Annotated in this window: 22 protein-coding genes; 1 reads left to right on the top strand and 21 read right to left on the bottom strand. The window is 59.2% G+C overall.

Translation table 11 applies throughout. The annotated features are described in order from the left end of the window. The first annotated feature begins 40 nt into the window (after window positions 1-40). Window positions 41-937, top strand: a complete 897-nt coding sequence (locus tag AOA62_RS10005) for a LysR substrate-binding domain-containing protein (protein ID WP_017137159.1) — start codon at window positions 41-43, stop codon at window positions 935-937. 112 nt (window positions 938-1,049) lie between these two features. On the opposite strand, the gene ispD is transcribed toward AOA62_RS10005, so the two are convergent. The 21 genes from ispD to pyrH form a co-directional block, all read right to left on the bottom strand. After that, window positions 1,050-1,757: a 2-C-methyl-D-erythritol 4-phosphate cytidylyltransferase gene (ispD, locus tag AOA62_RS10000; RefSeq protein WP_017137158.1), complete on the bottom strand. Its 708-nt coding sequence runs from the start codon at window positions 1,755-1,757 to the stop codon at window positions 1,050-1,052. Continuing rightward, the gene (gene ftsB / locus AOA62_RS09995) at window positions 1,754-2,032 is read right to left on the bottom strand and encodes a cell division protein FtsB (RefSeq protein ID WP_017137157.1); all 279 of its coding nucleotides are present in this window, start codon (window positions 2,030-2,032) and stop codon (window positions 1,754-1,756) included. The genes ispD and ftsB overlap by 4 nt, the downstream gene beginning before the upstream one ends. Window positions 2,033-2,202: 170 nt before the next feature. Further along, window positions 2,203-3,492, bottom strand: coding sequence for a phosphopyruvate hydratase (eno, locus tag AOA62_RS09990; protein WP_017137156.1), 1,290 nt, complete (start codon window positions 3,490-3,492; stop codon window positions 2,203-2,205). 157 nt (window positions 3,493-3,649) lie between these two features. After that, window positions 3,650-4,495, bottom strand: a complete 846-nt coding sequence (gene kdsA, locus AOA62_RS09985; RefSeq protein ID WP_010212442.1) for a 3-deoxy-8-phosphooctulonate synthase — start codon at window positions 4,493-4,495, stop codon at window positions 3,650-3,652. Between the two features lie 5 nt (window positions 4,496-4,500). Next, the gene (locus tag AOA62_RS09980; RefSeq protein WP_078741105.1) at window positions 4,501-6,132 is read right to left on the bottom strand and encodes a CTP synthase; all 1,632 of its coding nucleotides are present in this window, start codon (window positions 6,130-6,132) and stop codon (window positions 4,501-4,503) included. 273 nt (window positions 6,133-6,405) lie between these two features. Continuing rightward, window positions 6,406-7,725 carry a tRNA lysidine(34) synthetase TilS gene (gene tilS / locus AOA62_RS09975; RefSeq protein WP_099548558.1) on the bottom strand — a complete coding sequence of 440 codons (1,320 nt, stop codon included), beginning with the start codon at window positions 7,723-7,725 and terminating at the stop codon, window positions 6,406-6,408. A 190-nt stretch (window positions 7,726-7,915) separates the two neighbouring features. Continuing rightward, a complete protein-coding gene (locus tag AOA62_RS09970) occupies window positions 7,916-8,863 on the bottom strand; it encodes an acetyl-CoA carboxylase carboxyltransferase subunit alpha (RefSeq protein ID WP_017137153.1) in 948 nt (315 codons plus the stop codon). A gap of 129 nt (window positions 8,864-8,992) precedes the next feature. Then, on the bottom strand, window positions 8,993-12,514 hold the full coding sequence (gene dnaE, locus AOA62_RS09965) for a DNA polymerase III subunit alpha (protein WP_017137152.1): 3,522 nt from the start codon (window positions 12,512-12,514) through the stop codon (window positions 8,993-8,995). 77 nt (window positions 12,515-12,591) lie between these two features. After that, on the bottom strand, window positions 12,592-13,224 hold the full coding sequence (gene rnhB, locus AOA62_RS09960) for a ribonuclease HII (protein ID WP_017137151.1): 633 nt from the start codon (window positions 13,222-13,224) through the stop codon (window positions 12,592-12,594). Beyond that, window positions 13,221-14,360, bottom strand: a complete 1,140-nt coding sequence (lpxB, locus tag AOA62_RS09955) for a lipid-A-disaccharide synthase (RefSeq protein WP_099548557.1) — start codon at window positions 14,358-14,360, stop codon at window positions 13,221-13,223. The genes rnhB and lpxB overlap by 4 nt, the downstream gene beginning before the upstream one ends. Before the next feature lie 2 nt (window positions 14,361-14,362). Further along, a complete protein-coding gene (lpxA, locus tag AOA62_RS09950) occupies window positions 14,363-15,139 on the bottom strand; it encodes an acyl-ACP--UDP-N-acetylglucosamine O-acyltransferase (RefSeq protein ID WP_017137149.1) in 777 nt (258 codons plus the stop codon). After that, on the bottom strand, window positions 15,136-15,576 hold the full coding sequence (fabZ, locus tag AOA62_RS09945; RefSeq protein ID WP_003172281.1) for a 3-hydroxyacyl-ACP dehydratase FabZ: 441 nt from the start codon (window positions 15,574-15,576) through the stop codon (window positions 15,136-15,138). The genes lpxA and fabZ overlap by 4 nt, the downstream gene beginning before the upstream one ends. Before the next feature lie 111 nt (window positions 15,577-15,687). Further along, window positions 15,688-16,743, bottom strand: coding sequence for a UDP-3-O-(3-hydroxymyristoyl)glucosamine N-acyltransferase (gene lpxD / locus AOA62_RS09940; RefSeq protein WP_099548556.1), 1,056 nt, complete (start codon window positions 16,741-16,743; stop codon window positions 15,688-15,690). A 3-nt stretch (window positions 16,744-16,746) separates the two neighbouring features. Then, window positions 16,747-17,250, bottom strand: a complete 504-nt coding sequence (locus AOA62_RS09935; RefSeq protein WP_003189173.1) for an OmpH family outer membrane protein — start codon at window positions 17,248-17,250, stop codon at window positions 16,747-16,749. 45 nt (window positions 17,251-17,295) lie between these two features. Then, window positions 17,296-19,698: an outer membrane protein assembly factor BamA gene (gene bamA / locus AOA62_RS09930; protein WP_099548555.1), complete on the bottom strand. Its 2,403-nt coding sequence runs from the start codon at window positions 19,696-19,698 to the stop codon at window positions 17,296-17,298. 74 nt (window positions 19,699-19,772) lie between these two features. Next, entirely contained in the window at window positions 19,773-21,125 is a 1,353-nt protein-coding gene (rseP, locus tag AOA62_RS09925; protein ID WP_017137146.1) for a sigma E protease regulator RseP, read from the bottom strand. A gap of 53 nt (window positions 21,126-21,178) precedes the next feature. Then, window positions 21,179-22,369, bottom strand: a complete 1,191-nt coding sequence (gene ispC / locus AOA62_RS09920; protein ID WP_099548696.1) for a 1-deoxy-D-xylulose-5-phosphate reductoisomerase — start codon at window positions 22,367-22,369, stop codon at window positions 21,179-21,181. Further along, the gene (locus tag AOA62_RS09915) at window positions 22,366-23,175 is read right to left on the bottom strand and encodes a phosphatidate cytidylyltransferase (RefSeq protein WP_099548554.1); all 810 of its coding nucleotides are present in this window, start codon (window positions 23,173-23,175) and stop codon (window positions 22,366-22,368) included. Before AOA62_RS09915 ends, ispC begins: the two co-directional genes overlap by 4 nt. Then, window positions 23,176-23,931 carry a polyprenyl diphosphate synthase gene (uppS, locus tag AOA62_RS09910; protein WP_017137143.1) on the bottom strand — a complete coding sequence of 252 codons (756 nt, stop codon included), beginning with the start codon at window positions 23,929-23,931 and terminating at the stop codon, window positions 23,176-23,178. Window positions 23,932-23,948: 17 nt separating this feature from the next. Beyond that, the gene (frr, locus tag AOA62_RS09905; RefSeq protein ID WP_049709667.1) at window positions 23,949-24,506 is read right to left on the bottom strand and encodes a ribosome recycling factor; all 558 of its coding nucleotides are present in this window, start codon (window positions 24,504-24,506) and stop codon (window positions 23,949-23,951) included. Further along, window positions 24,503-25,246, bottom strand: coding sequence for a UMP kinase (gene pyrH, locus AOA62_RS09900; RefSeq protein ID WP_003172271.1), 744 nt, complete (start codon window positions 25,244-25,246; stop codon window positions 24,503-24,505). Before pyrH ends, frr begins: the two co-directional genes overlap by 4 nt. Window positions 25,247-25,448 lie beyond the last annotated feature (202 nt).

Genomic DNA, 25,448 nt, shown 5'->3' with positions numbered 1-25,448 from the left:
GGCAAAAGCAAAACATTATTGCTGCACAGGGACAATCAACATGCTGGAAAACCGCTGGGAAGGCATAGATGAGTTCGTCGCCGTGGCTGAATGCAGCCAGTTCACCGCGGCGGCCGAGCGGCTTGGGGTGTCTTCATCGCATATCAGCCGGCAGGTGGCGCGCCTGGAGGAACGGCTGCAAACGCGCTTGCTGTATCGCAGTACGCGCAAGGTGACGCTCACCGAAGCCGGCCAGACCTTTCTGCAACATTGCCAGCGTTTGCAAGATGGTCGTGAAGAAGCGTTGCGCGCGGTGGGCGACCTCACCAGCGAACCCAAGGGCATGTTGCGCATGACCTGCGCGGTGGCTTACGGCGAGCGCTTCATCGTGCCGTTGGTCACGCGGTTCATGGGGCTGTACCCGCAGTTGCGCGTGGATATCGAATTGAGTAATCGCCAGTTGGACCTGGTGCACGAGGGGCTGGACCTGGCGATTCGCCTGGGGCGCTTGCAAGACTCACGCATGGTCGCCAGCCGCCTGGCACCTCGGCGCATGTACCTGTGCGCATCGCCGTCCTACTTAGCGCGGTATGGTCGGCCACATAGTTTGTCGGAATTGAGTCGGCATAACTGTCTGATCGGCAGCTCGGATATCTGGCAACTGGCTCAGGATGGACGGGAATTTTCCCAGCGAGTGCAGGGAAACTGGCGCTGTAACAGTGGGCAGGCGGTACTGGATGCGGCGCTGCAAGGGGTTGGGTTGTGCCAACTGCCGGATTATTACGTGCTGGAACATTTGCACACTGGCGCGCTGGTGTCGTTGCTGGAGGCGCATCAGCCGCCGAATACGGCGGTGTGGGCGTTGTATCCGCAGCAGCGGCATTTGTCGCCGAAGGTCAGGAAGCTGGTGGACTTTTTGAAGGCTGGGTTGGCTGAAAGGCCGGAGTACTGTGGCTGATTATTCGGCGCCTTTACCGGCCTCATCGCGGGCAAGCCCGGCTCCCACAGGGGAATGCATTTCAAAGGTGGGAGCTGGCTTGCCTGCGATGAAGTCGACACGGTTTAACTGACTACCTGCGGTTAGCCCACCGTAACCTGAGCCATTCAAGATCCTCTGGCCGGGTCACCTTGATGTTGTCCGCACGCCCCTCGATCAAGCGCGGCGCTTGACCGGACCATTCCATGGCCGAGGCTTCATCAGTGATCACCGCATCGGCCACCAGGCTATCGGCCAAGGCACGATGCAACGCACCCAGACGAAACATCTGCGGCGTATACGCCTGCCAGATCAGGCTGCGGTCGACGGTTTCAACCACACGTCCATGTTTGTCGACGCGCTTGAGGGTGTCGCGCGCCGGCACCGCCAGCAGGCCGCCGATCGGATCATCCGCCAGTTCAGCCAGGAGTGTGTCGAGGTCATCCCGGCTCAGGTTTGGCCGCGCGGCATCGTGCACCAGCACCCAATCATCATCACTGGCGCCCAGGGCATTGAGTTGCAACAGCGCATTGAGCACCGAGCCCGAGCGCTCGTCGCCGCCTTCCGCACGCACGATGCGAGGGTCGTTGGCACACGACAGGTTTGGCCAATAGGGATCATCGACAGCAAGGCTGACCACCAGCCCCTTGAGGCCTGGATGGTCGAGAAAACAGCCAAGGCTGTGTTCCAGAATAGTGCGCCCGCCCAGTTGCAGATACTGCTTGGGACGGTCCGCAGCCATACGGGCACCGACGCCCGCGGCAGGAATCACGGCCCAGAAGGCCGGTAAATCGTTACTCATTGGGCCAACTGGTAGAGGGTTTCACCCTCCTTGACCATGCCCAACTCATGGCGAGCCCGCTCTTCAACGGTCTCCGTACCTTTTTTCAGCTCAAGCACTTCGGCATCGAGGACGCGGTTGCGCTCCAGCAGACGTTCGTTTTCGGCATGCTGGTCGGCAATCTGCTGGGTCAACTCTTTTACCTGCGCAAAGCTGCCATTACCCACCCATAGGCGGTATTGCAGGCCAGCCAGCAACAAGAGCAAGACGAGGAACAACCAATTGGGACTGCGCATCGAAATCCGGGTATCCAGTAAAAAAAGACAGCCATGCAAAACTTCTACAGCAACTGATAGCACGAAGCCTGGAAGACCCAGGCTTGTGCTTGATAGCCATCAGATTAGCGCCGAAATACACACTGTCGTGAACTTTCCGACACAATCCTTAGACTTTTACCACTTAACAATCAGCCGCGAAACTCGCTACGACCGTTGTACTTGGCTTTACCTGCCAGTTGCTCTTCGATACGCAGCAATTGGTTGTACTTGGACACACGATCGGAACGGCACAGCGAACCGGTCTTGATCTGGCCTGCCGAAGTGCCCACAGCCAGGTCGGCAATGGTCGAATCTTCGGTTTCGCCGGAGCGGTGCGAGATCACGGCAGTGTAGCCCGCAGCCTTGGCCATCTGGATGGCTTCCAGGGTTTCGGTCAGGGTGCCGATCTGGTTGAACTTGATCAGGATCGAGTTGGCGATCTTTTTATCGATGCCTTCTTTCAGGATCTTGGTGTTGGTGACGAACAGGTCGTCGCCCACCAGCTGGATTTTCTCGCCGATCTTGTCGGTGAGGACTTTCCAGCCATCCCAGTCGGACTCGTCCAGGCCGTCTTCGATCGAGATGATCGGGTAGCGCTCGGTGAGGCCTTTGAGGTAATCAGCAAAACCTTCCGACGTAAACACGTGGCCTTCGCCGGACAGGTTGTACTTGCCGTCTTCGTAGAATTCGCTGGCCGCGCAGTCCAGGGCCAGGGTCACGTCGGTGCCCAGCTTGTAGCCAGCGTTGGCCACAGCTTCGGAGATGACTTTGAGTGCATCTTCGTTGGACGCCAGGTTCGGTGCAAAGCCACCTTCGTCACCCACCGCAGTGCTAAGGCCACGGGCCTTCAGCACAGCCTTGAGGTGATGGAAAATCTCGGTGCCCATGCGCAGGCCTTCGGAGAAGGTCTTGGCGCCAACCGGCTGCACCATGAATTCCTGGATGTCGACGTTGTTATCGGCGTGCTCGCCACCGTTGATGATGTTCATCATCGGCACCGGCATCGAGTAAACACCCGGGGTACCGTTCAGGTTGGCGATGTGTGCGTACAGCGGCAGGTCCTGGTCCTGCGCAGCCGCCTTGGCAGCGGCCAGGGACACGGCGAGGATGGCGTTGGCGCCCAGGCTGCCTTTGTTGTCGGTGCCGTCGAGCTTGATCATCGCGTGGTCCAGGGCTTTCTGGTCCAGCGGGTCTTTGCCCAGCAACAGGTCACGGATCGGGCCGTTGATGTTGGCTACAGCTTTGAGTACACCTTTGCCCAGGTAACGGCTCTTGTCGCCATCACGCAGTTCCAGCGCTTCGCGCGAACCGGTAGACGCACCGGACGGCGCGCAAGCGCTGCCGATGATGCCGTTATCGAGAAGCACGTCGGCTTCGACGGTGGGGTTGCCACGGGAGTCGAGAACTTCACGACCTTTGATGTCGACGATTTTTGCCATTGTTGTAAACACTCCAAAGTTGACGAAAACGACGCAGCTGTAGGAAATCTTTTGACCGACCGCAAGGGTGGAACAACAGGGCAGACTTGCAGGCGACAAGGCTCAGGCCCGCAGGCCTGAGCGTTTAGCGTGGGATACTTTACCGGAGAAACGCGGCTTACGCGGTCTCTACCGTCGGAAAACTCTTGACCAGTTCGTCCAACTGCTTCAACTGGGCCAAAAACGGCTCCAGCTTGTCCAGGCGCAGGGCGCAAGGGCCGTCGCACTTGGCGTTGTCCGGGTCCGGGTGAGCTTCCAGGAACAGGCCCGCCAGCGACTGGCTGATGCCCGCCTTGGCCAGGTCCAGCACCTGGGCACGTCGCCCGCCAGCAGAATCGGCGCGACCACCAGGCATTTGCAGCGCGTGGGTCACGTCGAAGAATACCGGGTATTCGAACTGTTTCATGATGCCGAAACCGAGCATGTCCACCACGAGGTTGTTGTAGCCGAAGCTCGAACCACGCTCGCAGAGGATCAACTGGTCGTTACCCGCTTCCACGCACTTGTTCAGGATGTGTTTCATTTCCTGAGGCGCGAGGAACTGGGCTTTTTTGATATTGATCACAGCGCCGGTCTTGGCCATCGCAACGACCAGATCGGTCTGGCGCGACAGGAAGGCCGGCAACTGGATGATGTCGCACACCTCGGCGACCACGGCAGCCTGTTCAGGCTCGTGGACGTCGGTGATGATCGGCACGCCAAAGGCTTGCTTGATGTCCTGGAAGATCCGCATGCCTTCTTCAAGGCCGGGGCCACGATAGGAGGTCACGGACGAACGGTTGGCCTTGTCGAAGCTGGCCTTGAACACGTAAGGGATACCGAGTTTCTCGGTCACTTTTACGTACTCTTCACAGACCTGCATCGCCATGTCGCGGCTTTCCAGCACGTTCATGCCGCCGAACAGCACCATGGGCTTGTCGTTGGCAATCTCGATGTCGCCTACGCGAATGATCTTCTGGGCCATCAGGTTTACGCCTTCTTCTGATGTTGCGTCAGTGCTGCTTTAACGAAACCGCTGAACAACGGGTGACCATCGCGCGGCGTCGAGGTGAACTCAGGGTGGAACTGGCAGGCCACGAACCACGGATGATCCGGCGCCTCGACCACTTCAACCAGCTTGCCATCACCGGAGCGACCAGAGATTTTCAGGCCGGCTTCTTTGATCTGCGGCAGCAGGTTGTTGTTCACTTCGTAGCGGTGACGGTGACGCTCGACGATCACGTCCTTGCCGTAGCAGTCGTGAACCAGCGAGCCCGGCTCCAGCAGGCAGTCCTGTGCGCCAAGGCGCATGGTGCCGCCCAGGTCGGAGGTTTCGGTACGGGTTTCAACGGCGCCGGTGGCGTCTTCCCACTCGGTGATCAGGCCCACGACCGGGTGGCCGCTGGTGTGATCGAACTCGGTGGAGTTGGCGTCTTTCCAGCCCAGCACGTTACGGGCGAACTCGATAACGGCCACTTGCATGCCCAGGCAGATACCCAGGTACGGCACTTTGTTTTCACGAGCGTATTGAACCGCGGTGATCTTGCCTTCCACGCCACGCAGGCCAAAACCGCCGGGTACGAGGATCGCGTCAACACCTTCGAGCAGTGCAGTGCCCTGGTTCTCGATGTCTTCGGAATCAATGTAGCGCAGGTTGACCTTGGTACGGTTGCTGATACCCGCGTGGCTCATCGCTTCGATCAGCGACTTGTACGCATCCAGCAGTTCCATGTACTTGCCGACCATGGCGATGGTGACTTCGTGCTCAGGGTTGAGCTTGGCGTCAACCACGGCTTCCCACTCGGACAGGTCTGCGCCATTGCACTGCAGGCCGAAACGCTCGACCACAAAATCGTCCAGGCCTTGCGAGTGCAGGATGCCCGGGATCTTGTAGATGGTGTCGGCGTCTTCCAGCGCGATGACCGCACGTTCTTCAACGTTGGTGAATTGCGCGATCTTGCGACGCGAGGAAATGTCGATCGGGTGATCGGAGCGGCACACCAGCACGTCCGGCTGCAGGCCAATCGAACGCAGCTCTTTTACCGAGTGCTGGGTTGGCTTGGTCTTGGTCTCGCCGGCGGTGGCGATGTACGGCACCAACGTGAGGTGCATCAGCATCGCGCGCTTGGCGCCGACTTCGAAACGCAGCTGGCGGATGGCTTCGAGGAACGGTTGGGATTCGATGTCACCCACGGTGCCACCGATCTCGACCATTGCCACGTCGGCATCGCCTGCACCCTTGATGATGCGGCGTTTGATTTCGTCGGTAATGTGCGGGATCACCTGGATGGTTGCACCCAGGTAGTCACCACGGCGCTCTTTGCGCAGCACGTGCTCGTAGACACGACCGGTGGTGAAGTTGTTGTTCTGGGTCATGGTCGTGCGGATGAACCGCTCGTAGTGGCCCAGGTCCAGGTCGGTTTCGGCGCCGTCGTGGGTGACGAACACTTCACCGTGCTGGAACGGGCTCATGGTGCCCGGGTCAACGTTGATGTACGGGTCCAGCTTGAGCATGGTGACCTTAAGTCCCCGCGCCTCCAGGATGGCCGCCAATGAAGCGGAGGCAATGCCTTTCCCCAATGAAGAAACAACACCGCCCGTGACGAATATGTAGCGCGTCATGAAAAACCCTAGAAGTCTGCGTTAAAGCGGTCCGAGCCGCCGGGGAAAGCGAAGGAAGGCCGAAGCCCCCGATCACCTGCATTAATCACAGTGCACCTTTCAAAAAAACCGCCGCGTGGTGACAGACCAGCAATGAAACACCGGTACGTTGATCGCTACACATTTTTTGGAATCGCCCAGCAAAGACTGCTTGGTAATCGGCAACTGCTGCGATTCAGTTGAATCCACAGAAGTTGTATCAAGAAGGGAGCGTAGTCTACCGGAAAGCCTCTATCAGCTCAAACCTTGATCGCACCTCTGTGGCATCCAATGTAATTGCCACTTGCCAGTCGAGCAGGCGCATAGCCCCGCAAGGGTTGGGACAGCCAGCAATTGCTCGCCCTGATAGAGCAGCGGCAATCTGCCACGGATGAAGCCCGGCAAGCTACTTTCATTCAGCAGGCGCTTCAAGTCCCGCCGGCCCCGACCAGGCACATCGATGATTTCGCCGCCCTGGCGATAACGAATCACCAACGGGCCTGCAGGTGCCTCTCCGATAAGTTCAAGCTGACCATTACCCGGTAACTCTAGTGGGTTTTGCGGATGGGACCAGCTCACCGGCGTGTCGGAAAACGCTGAATAGGTGGAAGGCAGCCACCACACACGCTCGCCGCAGCGGTGCAATTGACCATCGGCCAGGCGCCACAGCGGTTGCGCATCACCCTTGGCATCCCGCAAGGAATACCAACCGGCCCAGTGGTCGCTGTCGGGCAAGCGCGTCAGCGGCGTCAGCCAGTGGCGCAGGGCATTGCGTTGGCGGGCATCGGAAAATTCGCGCAAGGGAGCGAGGGCCAATGACGGCAAGGCCAGCCAGGGAAACGGCGAAGGCTGGTCGGCGGTTTGCAGGTCAATGACGGCCAATTCGTCGAGCAAGCCCTGGGCTTCGCTCAAATGCTCGGCAGCGCGGGCCAGGCTGGCGACCGCTTGGGGCCAACGCTCGCTCAGCAGCGGGAACACACGATTGCGCAGGTAATTGCGCGAAAATCGGGAATCGGCGTTGGATGGGTCTTCGATCCACTGCAACTGGTGCTGGTGCGCATAGGCTTGCAGCTCGACGCGTGAGACATCCAGCAACGGCCGCAGCAAGTGCCCTCCCCCCAATGGGCGATGCACCGGCATGGCCGCCAAGCCTCGCACCCCCGCGCCACGCAACAGGCGAAACAACAGGGTTTCGGCTTGATCGTCACGATGCTGGCCGGTGAGCATCACCTGCCCTGCCCCGGTCACTTCGGTAAACGCCCGGTAGCGCGCCTCCCGCGCTGCGCGCTCAACGCTGGCACCCGACTGGATTTGCACACGCACCACCTGCAAGGGCACGCCCAGCTCGTCACATACGCCCTGGCAATGACTTGGCCAGGCATCGGCGGCAGCTTGCAGACCATGATGGACATGGATTGCGCTGAGGGGCGGCAGGGTTTCGGTGTTTGCCAGGGAGGCCAGGAGGTGCAGCAGGACGGTGGAATCAAGGCCGCCAGAGAAGGCGATATGCCAGGCGGGGGCGTTGCGCCAAGGGGCGAGGTTTCGCAGAAGTTTGGCGGGTAAAGTAGGGCTCATCAAAAATACCGGCGCAGAACTGGAATACGGCAGCCAAGCATACACAAAGCAAATGTGGGAGCGGGCTTGTGTGGGAGCCGGGCTTGCCCGCGATGCAGACAACTCGGTTCATCTGTTACACCGAGTTGATGCTATCGCAGGCAAGCCAGCTCCCACACAAGCCAGCTCCCACATTGGGTACTGCGTCGACTTAGAGGCCGTAGCTCATCAGACGCTCATAACGACGCTTGAGCAGCGCTTCGTTGTCCAGCTTCTTGAGCATCGCCAGTTGCGAACCCAGCTCGGCACGGATAGTCGCAGCAGCGGCAGCCGGATCGCGGTGGGCGCCGCCCAATGGCTCGGCGATAACCTTGTCAACGATGCCCAGGCCTTTCAGGCGATCGGCGGTGATGCCCATGGCTTCGGCAGCGTCCGGCGCTTTTTCGGCGGTTTTCCACAGGATCGAGGCGCAACCTTCCGGCGAAATCACCGCGTAGGTCGAATATTGCAGCATGTTCAGTTGGTCGCAGACGCCAATGGCCAGTGCACCGCCGGAACCACCCTCACCAATCACGGTGGCGATGATCGGGGTTTTCAGACGGGACATGACGCGCAGGTTCCAAGCGATCGCTTCGCTCTGGTTGCGCTCTTCGGCATCGATACCGGGGTAAGCACCCGGGGTGTCGATGAAGGTCAGGATCGGCATCTTGAAGCGCTCGGCCATTTCCATCAGGCGGCACGCCTTGCGGTAGCCTTCCGGGCGCGGCATGCCGAAGTTACGGCGAACCTTTTCACGCACTTCACGGCCTTTCTGGTGACCGATCACCATCACTGGCTGGTCGTCCAGGCGGGCAATACCGCCCACGATGGCCGCGTCGTCGGAAAAGTGGCGATCGCCATGCAACTCGTCGAATTCGGTGAAAATGTGCTGAATGTAATCCAGGGTGTACGGACGGCGCGGGTGGCGGGCCAGGCGCGCGATCTGCCAGCTGGTCAGCTTGCCGAAAATGTCTTCGGTGAGCGTGCTGCTCTTGTCTTGCAGGCGAGCGATCTCATCGCCGATATTCAGCGAATTGTCATTGCCGACCAGGCGCAGTTCTTCAATCTTGGCTTGCAGGTCAGCGATCGGCTGTTCGAAATCAAGAAAATTCGGGTTCATAAGCGTCCGTCTTGGGTCGACGGCCAAGGAGTGCCTGGCCAGCCGGTTGTCTATTCGCGCCCTACCTTAAGGGAGAGGCGCGTTTAGGTCGAGATTAAATGTTCAGCCGAGATCAGACGTATCTGACCGTCAGCGGTATTGGAGGAAGACGTTGTCTCGCCCGAACTGGTCACGCAAAGCTTGAATCAAGCCATCAGCGGGATCAATTCGCCACGTCTCACCAAACTGCAGCATCGCCTTGGCGTCATTGCCGGTGTATTCCATGGTCACCGGGCACGCGCCACGGTGACGTTTGAGCAAGTCACCCAACCAGCGTAGCTGATCGCCTTTAAGGGCTTCGGTCTTGACCTTCAAGCGCAGGCTTTCGGCCAGGTTGGTGCGCGCATCTTCCATGCTCATCACCCGCTTGATCCGCAAGCGCAGGCCGCCGGAGAAGTCATCGTTGCTGACCTCGCCTTCCACCACCACCATGGCATCGGTCTGCAGCAGCGACTGCGCGGAGTGAAACGCATCGGCAAACAGCGACGCCTCGATGCGGCCCGAGCGGTCATCGAGGGTGATAAAGCCCATCTTGTCGCCCTTCTTATTTTTCATCACGCGCAGGGCGATGATCATGCCGGCGACGGTCTGGGTATCGCGCGCTGGCTTCAGGTCGATGATGCGCTGACGGGCGAAACGGCGTATTTCACCTTCGTACTCGTCGATCGGGTGACCGGTCAGGTACAGGCCCAGGGTGTCTTTCTCACCTTTGAGACGCTCCTTGAGGGTCAGCTCCTTGGCCTTGCGATGGTTGGCATAAACGTCGGCATCTTCCTCGACAAACAGCCCGCCAAACAGGTCGGCGTGGCCACTGTCATGGGTGCGGGCGGTCTGTTCGGCGGCCTTGATCGCTTCTTCCATGGCTGTGAGCAGCACCGCCCGGTTGCGGTCGATGTTCGCCTGGTAAGCCTTCGGTTCATCATGGAAATACGGGCCGAGACGATCGAGCGCGCCACTGCGGATCAAACCATCGAGGGTGCGCTTGTTGATGCGCTTGAGGTCAACCCGTGCGCAGAAGTCGAACAAATCCTCGAACGGCCCATGCTGACGCGCTTCGGTGATTGCTTCAACCGGCCCTTCGCCCACGCCCTTGATGGCGCCCAGGCCATAGATGATGCGGCCTTCGTCGTTCACCGTGAACTTGAACTCCGAGGCGTTCACGTCCGGCGCGTCGAGGCGCAGCTTCATGGTGCGCACTTCCTCGATCAAGGTCACGACCTTGTCGGTGTTGTGCATATCCGCCGAGAGTACCGCCGCCATGAACGGCGCCGGGTAGTGGGCTTTCAGCCAGGCGGTCTGGTACGACACCAGGCCGTAGGCGGCGGAGTGGGATTTGTTGAAGCCGTAACCGGCGAACTTCTCTACCAGGTCGAAAATGTTACCGGCCAGGTCCGCGTCGATATTGTTGGTGGCGCAACCCTCAATGAAACCGCCGCGCTGCTTGGCCATTTCCTCGGGCTTTTTCTTACCCATGGCGCGACGCAGCATGTCCGCACCGCCAAGGGTGTAACCGGCCATGACCTGGGCAATCTGCATCACCTGTTCTTGATACAGGATGATGCCGTAGGTCGGCGCCAGTACCGGTTTTAGGCCTTCATACTGGTAATCGGAGTGCGGGTACGCCAGTTCGGCGCGGCCGTGCTTACGGTTGATAAAGTCATCCACCATGCCCGACTGCAGCGGGCCTGGGCGGAACAAGGCCACCAGTGCGATCAAGTCTTCCAGGCAGTCGGGCTTGAGCTTTTTGATCAGCTCTTTCATGCCGCGCGACTCAAGCTGGAACACCGCGGTGGTTTCGGCTTTTTGCAGCAGCTGGTAGGTAGGTTTGTCATCCAGCGGGATAAACGCGATATCCAGCGGTTCTTCGTCGACCTTGGCGCGCTCGCGGTTAATGGTCTTGAGCGCCCAGTCGATGATCGTCAGGGTTCGCAGGCCGAGGAAGTCGAACTTCACCAGGCCGGCTGCCTCCACGTCATCCTTATCGAACTGGGTGACCAGGCCATCGCCTTCTTCATCGCAATAAATCGGCGAAAAGTCGGTGAGCTTGGTTGGCGCAATCACCACACCACCGGCGTGTTTGCCGACGTTACGCACCACGCCTTCGAGTTTGCGTGCCATGTCCCAGATTTCGGCGGCTTCTTCATCGATCTTGATGAAGTCGCGCAGGATTTCTTCCTGCTCGTAAGCCTTCTCAAGGGTCATGCCGACTTCAAACGGAATCATCTTCGATAGACGGTCCGCCAAACCGTAGGACTTGCCTTGCACCCGCGCCACGTCACGGATTACTGCCTTGGCCGCCATGGAACCGAAGGTGATGATCTGGCTCACGGCGTTGCGGCCGTATTTCTCGGCCACGTACTCGATCACACGGTCGCGACCGTCCATGCAGAAGTCGACGTCGAAGTCGGGCATGGAAACCCGTTCCGGGTTCAGGAACCGTTCGAACAGCAGGTCGTATTCCAGCGGGTCAAGGTCGGTGATCTTCTGCACATAGGCCACCAGCGACCCGGCACCCGAACCCCGCCCTGGGCCTACCGGCACGCCGTTGCTCTTGGCCCACTGGATAAAGTCCATTACGATCAGGAAGTAACCGGGGAACCCCATCTGGATAATGATATCCAGCTCGAAATTCAGCCGGTCGACGTAGACCTGGCGCTTGGCGTCGTAGTCTTCGGTAGTGTCCTTGGGCAGCAGAACGCTCAATCGCTCTTCCAGACCGTCGAACGACACCTTGCGGAAATACTCATCGATGGTCATGCCATCGGGAATCGGGAAGTTGGGCAGAAAGTGCTTGCCCAGCTTCACTTCGATATTGCAGCGTTTGGCGATTTCGACCGAGTTTTCCAGCGCCTCAGGCAGGTCGCTGAACAGCTCGGCCATTTCATCGGCGCTTTTGAGGTACTGCTCTTCGCTGTAGTTCTTGGAGCGGCGCGGGTCATCCAGTGCCCGGCCTTCGCCAATGCACACGCGGGTTTCGTGGGCCTCGAAATCTTCTTTCTTGATAAAGCGCACATCGTTGGTCGCAACCAGCGGCGCGCCCAGCTTGTCGGCCAGGGCCACGGCGGCGTGCAGGTGCTCTTCATCGTTGGGACGGTTGGTGCGCTGGACTTCCAGGTAGAAGCGGTCGGGAAACACGTCCATCCACTCGCGGGCCAACACTTCGGCTTCCTGGGGGTTGCCGCCCAGCAGCGCGATACCGATCTCGCCCTCTTTGGCGGCCGAGAGCATGATCACGCCCTCACTCGCCTCAGCCACCCACTCACGCTCAATGATGATCGAGCCGTTGCGCTGGCCGTCGATAAAACCGCGCGAGATCAATTCGGTGAGGTTGCGATAACCCACGCCATTCATCGCCAGCAGGCTGATGCGGCTCAGGGGGTTATCCGGGTCTTTGTTCGACAGCCACAGGTCGGCGCCGCAAATCGGCTTGATGCCGGCGCCCATGGCGTTCTTGTAAAACTTGACCAGGGAACACATGTTGTTCTGATCGGTAACCGCCACCGCAGGCATGTTCATGCCCACCAGGGTTTTGACCAGCGGTTTGATCCGTACCAGGCCGTCGACCAGGGAGTATTCAGTGTGCAGGCGCAGGTGAACGAATGAAGCCGGCATAGTGATCCTGTCTAAAAACTTAGAAACAACAAGGCCCGGGATTGTACCGGGCCTTGAGCAAAACATCAGCCTCGCGACTAAACCTCGCTGAGACTCTCACGCGCCTCGTAAGCCTGACGAACCGGGGCGAACGAACGACGGTGGATCGGCGTCGGGCCCAGGCGAGCCAAGGCTTCCAGATGAACGGGCGTCGGGTAACCTTTATGACCACCGATGCCGTAGCCCGGATAGATCAATTCAAACGCCGCCATTTCGCGGTCGCGGCTGACTTTGGCCAGGATCGAGGCGGCGGCAATCGCCGGGACCTTGCTATCCCCCTTGACCACGGCTTCTGAAGGCATCGCCAGTTTGGGGCAGCGGTTGCCGTCGATCATCGCCATTTTCGGTGTGATGTGCAGCCCTTCGACGGCGCGCTGCATGGCCAGCATGGTGGCGTGAAGGATGTTCAGCTCATCGATCTCTTCGACTTCGGCCCGGGCGATGTGCCAGCTCAACGCTTTTTCGCAGATCTCGTCGTAGAGCTTTTCACGGCGCGCTTCGGTGAGTTTTTTCGAGTCATTGAGACCGAGGATCGGGCGATTTGGGTCGAGGATCACCGCCGCCGTCACCACCGCGCCACACAACGGGCCACGCCCCACTTCATCAACACCGGCGACCAGTGCGTCGGCGTGTGCGACCAGACTGAAATCCAGGCCCATTTGCGTGGTCATAAAGCGTCCTGTTTTTGCCCGATCAAGGTCAGTACGGCATCAGCCGCCTGGTTCGATGCATCACGCCGCAGGGTGCGGTGGATGTCGTCAAAACCACGGGTCTGCTCTTCGCCGCCGTCGATCAAGGGTAGTAGGGTTTGTGCCAAGGCTTCGGGCGTTGCATCGTCCTGCAACAACTCCGGCACCAGCAGGCGTTGGGCCAGCAGGTTAGGCAAGGAGATGTAAGGGCTCTTGACCATGCGCTTGAGAATCCAGAACGTCAGCGGCGCCAGGCGATAAGCCACGACCATCGGGCGCTTGTACAGCAGCGCCTCCAGGGTCGCGGTGCCCGAGGCAATCAATACCGCATCACAGGCGGCTAGAGCCAGGTGCGACTGGCCGTCGAGCAAGGTCAACGGCAGATTGCGGCCTTCGAGCAACGTCTCGATTTGCGCACGCCGTTGCGGGCTGGCGCAAGGTAATACGAAACGCACGCCTGGCTTCAGGGCTTGAAGGCGTTCGGCAGCCTCGAAAAACACACTGGCCAGACGCCCGACTTCGCCGCCACGACTGCCTGGCATCAATGCCACCAGCGGACCGTCAGGCAAGCCCAGCTGGGCGCGCGCGGCGGCGCGGTCAGCTTGTAGCGGGATGGTGTCGGCCAAGGTATGCCCGACAAACCGCACCGGTACGCCCTTCTCTTCGTAGAACCTGGCTTCGAACGGCAGCAAGGTCAGCATCAAGTCGCAGCCTTCGCGGATCTTCAGCACACGCTTCTGCCGCCACGCCCATACGGACGGGCTGACGTAATGCACGGTCTTGATGCCGGCCTGACGCAACTTGAGTTCGATATTGAGGGTGAAGTCCGGCGCATCGATGCCAATAAAGACGTCGGGCTTTTCTTCGATCAGGGTTTGAATCAGCAGCTTGCGGCGTGCCAGCAACTCACGCAGGCGGCCCAGCACCTCCACCAGCCCCATGACCGACAGGCGCTCCATGGGAAAGTAGGATGTCAGACCTTCGGCCTGCATGAGCGGGCCGCCCACGCCAATAAACTCCACCGCTGGATGCTGGGCCTTGAGCGCCCGCATCAGCCCAGCGCCCAGGATATCGCCGGAAGCTTCACCGGCCACCAGCGCAATACGCAGAGTAGCCATGATCAGCGGGTGATGCCGCGCGTCGATGCCTGGATAGAGTCGCGGAACACCGCGACTTCCGGGAACAACGCTGCTGGCTCGGTCAGTTCAGTCAGTGCCTGCTCAACCGTCAGCCCCTGACGGTAAACCGTCTTATAGGCGCGGCGCAGAGCGTGAATCGCGTCTTCACTGAAACCGCGACGGCGCATGCCTTCGAAGTTCATGCTGCGGGCTTCGGCAGGGTTGCCGAACACCGTGACAAATGCCGGAACATCCTTGCCAATCGCTGTGCCCATGCCGGAAAAGCTGTGGGCGCCGATATGGCAGTACTGGTGGACCAGGGTGAAGCCGGACAGGATCGCCCAATCGTCAACGTGCACATGGCCGGCCAGCGCCGTGTTGTTGACCAGGATGCAATGGTTGCCGATCACACTGTCATGGCCGATATGCGCATAGGCCATGATCAGATTGTGATCACCCAGCGTGGTTTCGGCACGATCCTGCACAGTGCCACGGTGAATGGTCACACCTTCACGGATGATGTTGTGATCACCGATTACCAGGCGTGTTTCTTCACCCTTGTACTTCATGTCCGGGGTGTCTTCGCCTACCGAGGAAAACTGGTAGATACGATTGTGTTTGCCAATGCGGGTCGGACCTTTGAGGATCACGTGTGGCCCGATGACAGTCCCCTCGCCGATTTCAACACCTGCGCCGATGATCGACCAAGGGCCGACCTCAACGTCGGCGGCCAGAACGGCCGACGGATCGATGATTGCGCGAGGGTCAATCAAACTCATAGTTTGCGTTCCGCACAGATGATCTCAGCGGAACACACCGGCTTGCCGTCCACCGAGGCCTGGCATTCGAACTTCCAGATCTGGCGCTTGCAGCTGATGAACTTGGCTTCCAGGATCAACTGGTCACCCGGAGTGACCGGGTTGCGAAAGCGCAGTTTGTCGGAGCCCACGAAATAGTAAAGCGTGCCGTCGGCAGGCTTGAGGTCGAGCATTTTGAAACCAAGGATACCGGCAGCCTGGGCCATCGCTTCGATAATCAGCACGCCCGGCATGATCGGATGCGCGGGGAAGTGACCATTGAAGAACGGTTCGTTGATGCTGACATTCTTGTAGGCACGAATGCGCTTTTCCTCGACATTGAGGTCCACTACACGGTCCACCAGCAGGAACGGGTAACGGTGAGGCAGGTATTCGCGAATCTCGTTGATGTCCATCATTTCGGGGGGAAGCCTGTAATAAAGATTGGGGGCGGGCGAACTAAACGCACGCCCCGCTAGCAAATCAAGGAGGCAGTCTAGCGGCTGTGCACACTTGATATGGAAATGGTATCAGCCTTCTGATGAAGCATTACCGCCAGGGGTCACGTCCTCGACACGCTTTTCGACCTGCTTGAGGCGTCGGGCCATGTCGTCGATCTTGCGCAAACGTGCCGCACTTTTTCGCCATTCAGCCGCAGGCTGCATGGCCGTACCGGAAGAGTAGGCACCCGGCTCGGTAATCGAGTGGGTCACCATGGTCATGCCGGTGATGAAGACGTTGTCGCAAACTTCAATATGCCCCACCAGCCCAACGCCACCGGCGAGCATGCAATGCTTGCCGATCTTGGTACTGCCGGAGATACCCACGCACGCCGCCATGGCGGTGTGATCGCCAATCTGCACGTTGTGGGCGATCTGGATCTGGTTGTCGAGCTTCACGCCGTTACCGAGTACGGTATCGGCCAAGGCCCCGCGATCCACAGCGGTGTTGACACCGATTTCCACGTCGTCGCCGATCAATACGCCGCCGACCTGGGCAATTTTGTGCCAGATGCCTTTGGCGTTGGCAAAACCGAAACCTTCGCCACCGATCACTGCGCCTGACTGAATGACAACCCGCTCACCAATACGCACGTCGTGGTAAAGGGTGACGCGAGGCGCCAGCCAACCATCGGCGCCGATTTCGCAGCGCGCACCGATAAAGCAATGAGCCCCCACCGTGACACCGGCAGCAATGCGCGCACCACTCTCGATCACGGCAAACGCGCCAATGCTGGCCGCAGGGTCAACCTGGGCATCATCGGCAATCACGGCCGACGGGTGAATACCAGCCGCCGCCCTGGGTTTCGGATCGAACAGGTGCGACGCCCGGGCATACGCCAGGTAAGGGTCGGCAACCACCAGCGCATCCCCGGTAAACCCTTCGGCGTCAGCGGCCTTCAGCAACACGGCTGCGGCTTGGCTGTCGACCAGGTATTTACGGTATTGGGGATTTGCGAGGAAGCTCAACTGAGCTGGGCCAGCCTCCTGCAAGGTGGCTAGCCCAGTAATTTCTTTCTCCTTGGAGCCACGCAAGGTGGCCCCCAGGAACTCGGCCAACTCGCCGAGCTTGATAGTCGCGGTCATGGCTTACTTCAGCTGGTTCATGCGCTCGATCACCTGGCGGGTGATGTCGTATTGAGGCTTGACGTCAATCACGGCGCCGCGCTCGAACACCAGGTCAAAGGCACCTTTCTTGATGACTTCTTCCACGGCGCTGTCGAGCTTAGGCTTGAGCTGCTTGAGCATTTCACGGTCAGCAACGGCTTTGGCTTCGTTCAGCTCCTTGGACTGGAACTGGTAGTCGCGGGCCTTTTGCTTGAATTCAAGCTCCAGACGCTCACGCTCGCCTTGCTGCATTTTGTCGCCACCGGCTACCAGACGATCCTGGATACCCTTGGCACTGCTTTCCAGAGTCTTGAGCTTGGTCAGTTGCGGACCGAACTTCTTCTCGGCATCCACGGCGTAACGCTTGGCCGCGTCGGATTCCAGCAGGGCCATCTGATAGTTCAGGACGGCGATTTTCATTTCGGCGAAGGCCGGGGTGGTTACCAGCACGGTGGCCAGCAGAACCAATTGAGTCAACTTACGCACGATGTACTCCTACAGAATCCGTTGTCGTTATCTTGGGTCAGACGCTTAGAACGTCTGGCCGAGGGAGAATTGGAAAATCTGGGTTTCAGCGTTATCCGGTTTCTTGATCGGCATGGCCAGAGCAAAGCTCAATGGGCCAAGTGCAGTCACCCACGTCACGCCAACACCTACGGAGCTGGCGAGGTTGCTCAAGCTGACGTCGTTGCACTGGGTTTGGGACACAGAACCAGGACCAGGAACAGGAGCCGGGTTGTTGACCTGTTGGCACTTGGAGTCGAACACGTTACCTACGTCCCAAAAGACCGAAGTACGCAGCGAACGCTGATCCTTGACGAATGGCAGCGGGAACAGAAGCTCGGCACCACCTTGGATCAGTACGTTACCACCGAATGCCAGAGCGTCATTGTTGGAGTCAGCAAGCGTGCCTTGGTTACCGGTTACGCCTTGACCACGACTCGGCGTACCACGTGGGCCCAAGGTACTGTCCTTGAAGCCACGAACCGAGTTGAAACCGCCTGCATAGTAGTTCTCATAGAACGGCAGACCACTGGTCGAACCATAACCGTCGCCATAACCCAATTCGGTGTGCAGGCGCACGGTGTAGTTGTCGCTCAGCGGCTGGAACAACTGGCCACGGTAGTCGAGCTTGAAGAACGACAGGTCGCTGCCCGGCGTGGTGGCTTCCGCAGTCAGACTTTGGGAATGGCCACGTGTCGCCAGTACACCTTTGTTCAGGGTCGATTCCGACCAGCCAACCGACGCCTTGAAGTTCAGGAACTGGTCACCTTCACGGCGCACGAAGTCGAAAATCTCATCCGTGGTGTACACACCGGTCTTGATTTTGTCCTGTTGCGCAGTAAAACCGAAGGTCAGACGCGAAGTCTCACTGATCGGGTAACCGATGTTGACACCGGCGCCGAGGCTGTCGATCGCGTAGCTGGCAACGTCAACGTTCAGGTCTTTGTAGTCGGTGGTGCGATAGAAGGCGTTGTAGCCCAGGCTCACACCGTCAGCTGTCCAGTAGGGGTCGACATAACCGAAGCTATAGCGGCTCTGGTATTCGCTTCGGGTCAGGCCGATGGAGACCTTGTTACCGGTACCGAGGAAGTTGTTCTGGGTGATCGAACCACCGAGGATCAGACCGGCACTCTGTGCAAAACCGACGCTGGCAGTGATCGAACCCGAGGCTTGTTCTTCAACGGCGTAGTTCACGTCAACCTGGTCGTCCACACCCGGTACGGCCGGGGTTTCGACGTTGACTTCCTTAAAGAAGCCCAGGCGCTCAAGACGGGTCTTGGACTGGTCGATCAGGTAAGTCGACGCCCAGCCACCTTCCATCTGACGCATCTCACGACGCAGCACTTCGTCCGCAGACTTGGTGTTGCCACGGAAGTTGATGCGGTTCACGTAGGCACGCTTGCCTGGGTCGACAACGAAGGTGATGTCCACGGTGTGGTCTTCGTCGTGCGGGGTCGGCACGCCGTTGACGTTGGCGAAGGTATAGCCTTCGTTACCCAGGCGACGGGTGATCAGTTCGGACGTGGTGGTCATCAGCTTGCGCGAGAACACCTGGTCTTTCTGCACCAGCAACAGCGACTTCACCTGGTCTTCAGGGACTTTCAGGTCGCCGCTGAGCTTGACGTCACGCACGGTGTATTTCTCACCTTCGTTGACGTTGACGGTGATGTAGACGTGTTTCTTGTCCGGGGTGATGGACACCTGGGTCGAAGCGATATCCATGTTGATATAGCCACGGTCCAGGTAGTAGGAACGCAGACGTTCCAGGTCACCGGAGAGTTTTTCACGGGCGTACTTGTCATCGTTCTTGAAGAACGACAGCCAGTTGGTGGTCTTGAGTTCGAACAGGTCGATCAGGTCGTCATCAGCAAACTTGGTGTTACCCACCACGTTGATGTGCTGGATCGCCGCCACGGTGCCTTCGTTGATCTTGACCTTGAGGCCAACACGGTTACGAGGCTGCGGAATCACTTCGGTTTCCACGGACGCGGAATAGCGACCCTGGGCGACGTACTGACGTTGCAGTTCGTTACGCACACCCTCGAGGGTGGCGCGCTGGAAGATCTCGCCTTCGGCCAGGCCGGATTGCTTGAGACCCTTCATCAAGTCTTCAGTGGAGATCGCCTTGTTACCCTCGATCTCGATACTGGCGACGGAAGGTCGCTCAACGACAGTGATGACCAGGACGTTACCTTCGCGACCCAGTTGGATATCTTGAAAGAACCCGGTTTTGAACAGCGCACGAGTGGATTCCACCAGGCGACGATCATCCGCCTGTTCCCCGACGTTCAACGGCAAGGCACCAAAGACGCTACCGGCGGAAACCCGCTGGAGGCCGTTGACGCGAATATCGGAGATAGTGAAGGACTCGGCGTGAACTTCGGCGATCATCAATACGGTGAGAACCGCAGTTAGCAGCAGACGTTTCATGAAGTCCTTTCTTATTCCAACTGGCAATAAACAAACTGCCGCAAAATGCGGCAGATTCGCAATTCAGCGAAGCGTTACAGTCGTCCCAGATCGTTGACCAGAGCTAACAACATCACTCCAACCACCAAACTGATACCGATCTGTATCCCCCAACCCTGCACCCGATCCGACAAGGGGCGACCACGCACCCACTCGACCAGATAAAACAACAGATGCCCCCCATCCAATACTGGAATGGGCAGCAAATTCAGAACTCCAAGGCTAATACTCAGATAAGCCAGGAAATTCAGGAAATCCGCGACACCCGACTGGGCAGAAGCGCCCGCCACTTTAGCAATGGTTATCGGTCCACTCAAGTTTTTTACCGAGAGCTCGCCGAACAACATTTTCTTGAGCGATTCGAGGGTCAGCACACTCATGGTCCAAGTGCGTTTTGCACCCTCGCCAATCGCCGCCAACGGCCCGAAGCTGACCTCCCGCACCATCGAGGGTGGCCAGTCGACACCTTTCACCCCGGCACCCAGGTAACCCCCAGCGGCCTTGGCTTCCCCGCGTACCGCCAGGGTCACAGGGACGTCGATTTGAGCACCATCGCGCTCAACTTTCAGCACAATTTTGGTATCAGGGCGTACACGCACCAGATCAACCACTTGCTGCCAGTCGCCCAGCGCCTGGCCATCAAGGGCCAACAAACGGTCGCCGGTTTTCAGACCTGCGGCTTGCGCCGGGCCTTTCGGATCCAACTCGGCCAGCACCGGCGGCAAGGCCGGGCGCCAAGGCCGAATCCCCAGCGACTTGATCGGATCAGGCTCATCTGCGCCCTTGAGCCAGTGATCCAGGGCCAGGGCGCGAGGCGTCTCGGCGGTGGAATCCTGTTCGCGCACCACCACATTAATGGTGCCGCTTTCACCCATGCGGCGTACCAGCTGTAAATTGACCGCGCCCCACCCTGTGGTCGGTTCGCCATCAATGGAAACAATTTCCTGCCCCGCGACCAGGCCGGCCTTGGCCGCCATGCTGTCCGCTTCGACCGCGCCGATGACCGGGCGCACCTGCTGGCTGCCCATCATGGCCAAGACCCAGAAGAACACCATCGCCAAGAGGAAGTTGGCGATCGGACCGGCAGCCACAATCGCGATACGCTGACGAACGGTCTTGCGATTAAAGGACTGGTCCAATTGATCAGCCGGCACTTCGCCTTCACGCTCATCGAGCATTTTGACGTAGCCACCCAGCGGAATGGCCGCAATTACGAATTCGGTGCCACGACGATCGTGCCAACGCAGCAACGGCATGCCGAAACCGACGGAAAAGCGCAGTACCTTGACGCCGCAACGACGCGCCACCCAAAAGTGGCCGAATTCGTGGAAGGTGACCAGCACACCCAGAGCAACCAGGGTGCCGACAATCATGTAGAGCGCACTCATCTAATTTCTCCGCATTCCAATCCAGTGCCTGAAGGCTCAAACCTGCCCACAGGCTAACGCGCGTTGCGGTTCAACCATTGCTCGGCCAGGGCACGGGCCTTTGCATCGGCCTCGAACACTGCACCCAAATCTTCCACTGCCACAACGGGCTCAAGGCTCAAAACTTCCTCGATGATACTCGGGATCTGCGGGAAGCGAATACGCCCGTCAAGAAACGCCGCCACAGCCACCTCGTTAGCCGCATTAAGCATCGCCGGCGCACTGTTGCCCGCCTCTGCTGCTTGCCGCGCCAAACGCAGGCACGGGAAGCGTTGTTCGTCCGGCGCCTCGAAGTCCAGGCGCGCAACGGCGAACAGGTCCAACGGCGCGACCCCCGAGTCAATCCGCTCCGGCCAGGCCAGGGCATTGGCGATCGGCGTGCGCATGTCCGGGTTACCCAACTGCGCCAGCACCGAGCCGTCCACATAGTCGACCAGGGAATGAATCACACTTTGCGGATGGATCACCACTTCAACCTGATCCGGCCGAGCGTCGAACAACCAGCACGCCTCGATCAACTCCAGGCCTTTGTTCATCATGCTCGCCGAGTCCACGGAAATCTTGCGCCCCATGGACCAGTTCGGGTGTGCACAGGCCTGATCAGGCGACACGTGCTCCAGATCAGCCAGTGGAGTTTGCCGGAACGGGCCACCGGATGCCGTAAGAAGAATCCGTCGTACACCCACCTGGCTCAAGCCGCGGGCAAAATCACCGGGCATGCACTGGAAGATTGCGTTGTGTTCACTGTCGAGGGGCAGCAACACTGCGCCGCTCTTGCGTACTGCCTGCATAAAGAACGTGCCGGACATGACCAGCGCTTCTTTATTGGCCAGCAGGATCTTCTTGCCAGCACCCACCGCTGCCAGCGTCGGGCGCAAACCCGCTGCGCCGACGATGGCCGCCACCACGGTGTCTACCTCGGCATCGGCCGACACCTGGCACAGCCCTTCCTCACCCACCAGCACCTGCGTAGCCAGCCCGACAGCCTGCAACTGTTGCTGCAAGCCACGTGCTGCCGCCACTTCAGGCACTACGGCAAAGCGCGGCGTATGACGCACGCACAGGGCCAGCAGCTCGGCCAAACGGGTGAACCCGGTCAAGGCAAACACCTGATAACGGTCAGGATGGCGAGCGATCACATCCAGGGTGCTCAACCCCACCGAGCCGGTTGCCCCCAGCACGGTCACCTGTTGCAGGCGGCTCACGAAGCCGTCATCCACAACAGCACTGCAAAGATCGGGATAGCAGCGGTAAGGCTATCGATACGATCCAGCACGCCGCCATGGCCCGGCAGCAGGTTGCTGCTGTCCTTGATCCCGGCCTGGCGCTTGAACATGCTTTCAGTCAGGTCGCCCACCACCGAGATGAACACCACGACCGCCGTACCCAGCAGGGCCAGGAGTATTTCCTTCACCGACCAGTCGCGCACAACACCCACTACGAGCGTGATCAGCAAGGTCAACGCCAAGCCGCCGTAGACGCCTTCCCAGCTCTTGCCAGGACTGACAGCCGGGGCCAGCTTGCGCTTGCCGAAGGCGCGACCAGAGAAGTAGGCGCCAATATCGGCGCCCCACACCAACCCCATCACCGCCATGATCAGCAGGTTGCCGTTCGGTGCATTCTTGATTTCCACCAGGCCTTGCCAGGCCGGCAGCAAAATCAACAAGCCAATCACCAATTTGCTGGCAACACTGGACCAATGGCCACTGGTGCGCGGAAAGGTCAGCACCAGGAAGGTCGCGAGCGCCCACCACAGCACCGCAGCGCCCAATACCCAAGGCACCACGATGCTCGACAGGGTATGCATCAGAAACAGCAACAGCGCTACAACAGCGGCGTAGACCACGCGTGGCAATTGCGCATTAAAGCCCGCCAGACGCGCCCACTCCCAGGCACCCAGGGTCACGACCACGCCGATAAACAGCGCAAAGCCGGAACCGTCGAGCAGGAAAAACCCACACAAGGCGATCGGCAGCAGGATCAGTGCGGTGATGATTCGTTGTTTAAGCATTTAAACCCGGGCTCCAGCTTCGATCTGCTCGCTCGTTTTACCGAAGCGGCGCTGACGGGAAGCGAAATCGGCCAGTGCATTACGCATGGCATCGTGTTTGAAGTCCGGCCAGAACAGGTCGGAGAAGTACAGCTCGGTGTAGGCCAACTGCCACAACAGGAAGTTGCTGATGCGGTGCTCGCCACCGGTGCGGATACACAGGTCCGGCAACGGCAGGTCACCGGTCACCAGGCAGGTTTGCAACAATTCGGGCGTGATGTCGTCGGGCCGCAGGTGCCCGGCCTGTACTTCGCGAGCCAGGCGCTGCGCGGCCTGGGCGATATCCCACTGGCCGCCATAGTTGGCCGCGATCTGCAGTACAAAACGGTTGCTGCCAGCGGTGATGGCTTCAGCTTCGCGCATGGCCGCCTGCAGCTCCGGATGAAACCGCGAACGGTCACCGATGATACGCAGGCTGATGTTGTTGTCGTTGAGGCGCTTGGCCTCACGACGCAAAGCCTTGAAGAACAGGTCCATCAAGGCGCTGACTTCTTCGGCCGGCCGTTGCCAGTTCTCACTGGAGAAGGCAAACAGGGTCAACACTTCGACCTTGGCCTCGGCACATACCTCAATCACCGCGCGCACTGCATCGACACCCGCTTTATGCCCGGCGACACCCGGCATAAAGCGTTTTTTCGCCCAGCGATTATTCCCGTCCATGATGATCGCGACATGGCGCGGCACCACAGAGGGCACAGTCTGCTTGGTCTTTTCCATGAAGGTGTCCTGACCCCTTATACGGCCATCAGGTCCTTTTCTTTCTCTTCCGTAGCCTTGGTGATCTGGGCCTCGGCATCTTTGGTCAGCTTGTCGATATCGGCGACGGCGCGACGTTCTTCGTCTTCGCTGATTTCTTTGTCCTTGACCAGTTTCTTCAGGTCGCCCAGCGCATCACGGCGGATATTACGCACTGCAACCCGCGCATCTTCAGCTGCGCTGCGCGCCTGCTTGGTGAAGCCCTTACGGGTTTCTTCGGTCAGGGCTGGCATGGAGATCAGCAACAACTCGCCCAGGTTGGTCGGGTTGAGGTTCAAGCCAGCGCTCTGGATGGCCTTGTCGACAGCGCCGAGCATGTTGCGCTCAAAAGCCACGACTTGCAGGGTGCGCGAGTCTTTTACGGTGATGTTGGCCACCTGGGTGATGGAGGTATCTGCGCCGTAGTACGGCACCATCACACTACCCAAAATGCTTGGGTGGGCCTTGCCGGTACGGATCTGACCAAATGCGTGATTCAGAGAGTCCAGGGATTTCTGCATACGCTCTTGAGCGTCTTTCTTGATTTCGTTGATCATTGTTGGCCTTCCTCGATCAGAGTCCCTTCCGCGCCGCCGTGTACGATGTTCAGCAGGGCGCCGGGCTTGTTCATGTTAAATACGCGCAGCGGCATCTTGTGGTCGCGGCACAGGCAAATAGCCGTCAGGTCCATCACACCCAGCTTGCGATCCAGCACTTCATCGTAGGTCAGATGATCGAACTTCTCGGCATGCGGGTCTTTGAATGGGTCGGCAGTATAGACGCCGTCTACCTTGGTGGCCTTGAGCACCACGTCAGCATCGATTTCGATGGCACGCAGGCAGGCAGCCGAATCGGTCGTGAAGAACGGGTTACCCGTGCCTGCGGCAAAGATCACGACTTCCTTGGCGTTCAGGTGGCGCATGGCTTTGCGACGATCATAATGATCAGTCACGCCAACCATGGAAATAGCCGACATCACGATGGCCGAGATATTGGCGCGCTCCAGGGCGTCGCGCATGGCCAGGGCGTTCATCACAGTGGCCAGCATGCCCATGTGGTCGCCAGTGACCCGGTCCATACCGGCAGCACTCAGTGCCGCGCCACGGAACAGGTTACCGCCGCCAATCACCAGGCCGACTTGAACGCCGATGCCGACCAGTTGGCCGACTTCGAGCGCCATGCGGTCGAGCACCTTGGGATCGATCCCGAACTCTTCCGAGCCCATCAGGGCCTCGCCGCTGAGCTTGAGTAGAATGCGTTTATAGCGAGCCTGATAACCACTGCCCTGCTGAGCCATTGCGAATCTCTCCTGCGGCGTATTTTTTAAAAATTCTTGGCGAGCCGTTTACGGCTTGCGTTCACTCTAGCTGGACGCTATTACAGCGCCATCGGAACACGGCTTTGTAAGCCAGTTCCGAAAGGAAGCCAAATAAAAATTGGCCTTCCCATTTGAAAAGAGGCTGCGCGCGTGAGCGGGCAGCCTCTTTCGGCGACAGTTG

This window comes from Pseudomonas sp. 2995-3 (assembly GCF_002742565.1).
Taxonomy (GTDB): Bacteria; Pseudomonadota; Gammaproteobacteria; order Pseudomonadales; family Pseudomonadaceae; genus Aquipseudomonas; species Aquipseudomonas edaphica.
The sequence above is the reverse complement of the archived record's forward strand: the minus strand, read 5'-3'. Positions and strand labels throughout refer to the sequence as shown.